Source organism: Campylobacter troglodytis (genome assembly GCF_006864425.1).
GTDB classification, from domain to species: Bacteria; Campylobacterota; Campylobacteria; order Campylobacterales; family Campylobacteraceae; genus Campylobacter_D; species Campylobacter_D troglodytis.
The window spans coordinates 1-2,384 of record NZ_QHLI01000119.1 but is presented as its reverse complement, the minus strand read 5'-3'; the positions used below and the strand labels follow the sequence as shown (position 1 = coordinate 2,384).

The 2,384-nt window shown below is 39.6% G+C and carries 4 protein-coding genes; all 4 read right to left on the bottom strand.

Translation table 11 applies throughout. The features are described from left to right. Positions 1–112: 112 nt before the first annotated feature. Positions 113–877, bottom strand: coding sequence for a protein NO VEIN domain-containing protein (locus DMC01_RS12225; RefSeq protein WP_142694462.1), 765 nt, complete (start codon positions 875–877; stop codon positions 113–115). 40 nt (positions 878–917) lie between these two features. Continuing rightward, positions 918–1,499: a DNA (cytosine-5-)-methyltransferase gene (gene dcm, locus DMC01_RS12220; protein ID WP_142694461.1), complete on the bottom strand. Its 582-nt coding sequence runs from the start codon at positions 1,497–1,499 to the stop codon at positions 918–920. Further along, a complete protein-coding gene (locus tag DMC01_RS12215; RefSeq protein ID WP_142694460.1) occupies positions 1,465–1,587 on the bottom strand; it encodes a DNA cytosine methyltransferase in 123 nt (40 codons plus the stop codon). Before DMC01_RS12215 ends, dcm begins: the two co-directional genes overlap by 35 nt. After that, positions 1,584–2,384, bottom strand: an 801-nt coding sequence (locus DMC01_RS12210; protein ID WP_185908940.1) for a dihydroxy-acid dehydratase domain-containing protein, incomplete at its 5' end; no start/stop codon positions are given. The genes DMC01_RS12210 and DMC01_RS12215, both read right to left, overlap by 4 nt.

The window sequence follows — 2,384 nt, the reverse complement described above, 5'->3', positions numbered from 1 at the left end:
CGTATAAATCATTTGCAAGCTGAATTCTAGCGTTTCGCAAAGTGGCGTGAATTTTGATTTTAGCTTTATGACATTATTCAAATTCTTATTTTAGTAGCTAAAATTCACAAAATCAAAGCGTCAAATTCCCTACCAAATGATATTCTTTAAGCTCCTTTTGAGTAATAATTTTTTCCTTGAATTTCAAATTGTCAAGCGGATTTAAAATGCTTTTAAATTTTGGGATATTTTGTAAATTTAAAACCGCCACCAGCAAATAACTTTCTTTGAATTCACAAGCCTTTTCAAACTCATTTTGAGTTAGTCTCAAGCCTCCGCTCAATCTTTTAATTCCCTTTATCTCGCACAAAAATTCCTTTTTAGAAGTTTCTACAAAAAAATCATAACCATCGCCCAAAAGCCTAGCGTCAGTGAGTTTGCCACCTTGTAAAAGCTCAATTTCATTATAATTTTGCAAGAAAAAAAGCTCAGCTTCAAGCCCTGTATTTTGCATTTTTTTAAACTTAGACTCAAGCAAAGGGCTTATTTTGTGAGTTAAATTTATATTATATTCTCGTTTTAATATAAGTTTTACTATGTTTGCAAAGCCTATGACATTTTCATCGCCAAACAAGGCATCGATAAGTTGCTTTCTGTGAATGTAGGCATCGCCCTTTTGCCACCAGCCCTTGCGTGGATTTTGTGGGAAAAAATAATCAAACAAATCCATTCTATTTTTCACCACACTTGCGGTTTGAACTATGCCGTTTTTGACAAAAAAATTAAAAAATTCGCTCTTTGTTTTGCAATCAAACTCATTTATAAAAGCATTGTCAAATTTTGCTAACCCATAGCCTAGCAGGTTTAAAAGCTCGTAATTTTCGTGCTTTTGGCTCATTTTATCCCCTTATCAAATATCAAATTCTAGCCAAAAATGCTTATTGAAATTTAACACTTGTTTTTTCAGTGCAAGCTTGTATAGTTTTTGTTAGTTTTATAGGGCTTGGAAAGGTGAATTTTGCATAGTTTGGCACTTGTTTTTTGTCAAAAGCCACTATGAAAATTCGCTCTCTATTTTGTGGGATATTTGCGTGTGTGGCTGAATTTAGCACCTCGCTAAAAACGGCGTAATCTAGGGCTTGCAAGGCGTTTTTTATGCTTGCAAAGGTGCGTCCTTTGTCGTGGTTTTTAAGATTTTTAACATTTTCTAAAAAAAGCACTTTTGGGCGGTGTGTTTTGGCGATTTTTTCAATCTCAAAAAAAAGCGTGCCGCGAGTGTCCGCAAAGCCCTTTTGATAGCCTGCGATGCTAAACGCTTGGCAAGGAAAGCCCCCGCATAAAAGCGTGAATTTTTGTGGAATTTTTGCTTGAATTTCTTTCTTTGTAATGTCGCCAAAAAGCTCTGTGCTAGGGAAATTCAGGGCGTAGGTTTTTTGTGCGTTTAAATCAATCTCGCTTGCAAAGATGCAGTGCAAACTTTGCTTGTCATTGTGGGCATAACCCCCCCCCCCCCCCCTCATTTTTAGCGTGAGCTAGGGCAAGATGAAATCCACCCACACCTGCAAACAAATCGATAAATTTAAGACCTTGATTATTTGCCTTTTTCATTTATCAAACCACCCCAAATCCAGCACCGCGCCGCTGCTTGCGTTGCTTACTAATTTTTGATATTGAGCAAGCCACCTTGAATTTAAAGGCTTTTGCAAGGGCTTAAATTTTGCTTTGCGTTCGGCTATGGTATCAGCGTCTAAACGAGCGTTGATTGAGTAATTATCCACATCTATGTCTATGATGTCGCCATCTTCAAGTAGCCCTATAAGCCCTCCCTCAGCAGCCTCAGGGCTTATATGTCCTATGCTTAGCCCCCTTGTAGCCCCGCTAAATCTGCCATCTGTAATGAGTGCCACATCCGCTCCAAGCCCCATTCCCATTATCAAGCTCGTTGGAGATAGCATTTCTTGCATACCAGGTCCCCCCTTAGGTCCTTCATAGCGAATGACGCACACATCGCCCTTTTTTATCCTGCCCTTGATTATGCCCTTGATTGCTTCGTCTTGCGAATTAAAACACACGGCTTTTCCGCTAAATTTCCTCCCACCTGTAATGCCAGCGGTTTTGATGACACAGCCTTGCTGGGCTAAATTTCCAAACAAAATGGCAAGCCCACCAACCTGTGAGTAGGCATCTTCTACCTTGTGAATTACTTTTTCATCTTTAATTTTAGCCGCACTTATGCGCTCACCCAAGCTCTCGCCCGTTATGGTTAGGGCATTTAAATCAAGCAAACCACTATCACGACGTGAAATTTCTTTAAGCATAGCATTTATGCCCCCAGCATTTCCCACATCCTCCATAGCTACCTCAGGCAAACTCGGTGCTACCTTTGCTATGTGGGCGATTTTGCG

Coding starts and splice junctions, on each gene's coding strand:
- DMC01_RS12215 (WP_142694460.1), bottom strand. CDS start 1,587: ATGAAAAAGGCAAATAATCAAGGTCTTAAATTTATCGATTTGTTTGCA.
- DMC01_RS12225 (WP_142694462.1), bottom strand. CDS start 877: ATGAGCCAAAAGCACGAAAATTACGAGCTTTTAAACCTGCTAGGCTAT.
- dcm (WP_142694461.1), bottom strand. CDS start 1,499: ATGAGGGGGGGGGGGGGGGGTTATGCCCACAATGACAAGCAAAGTTTG.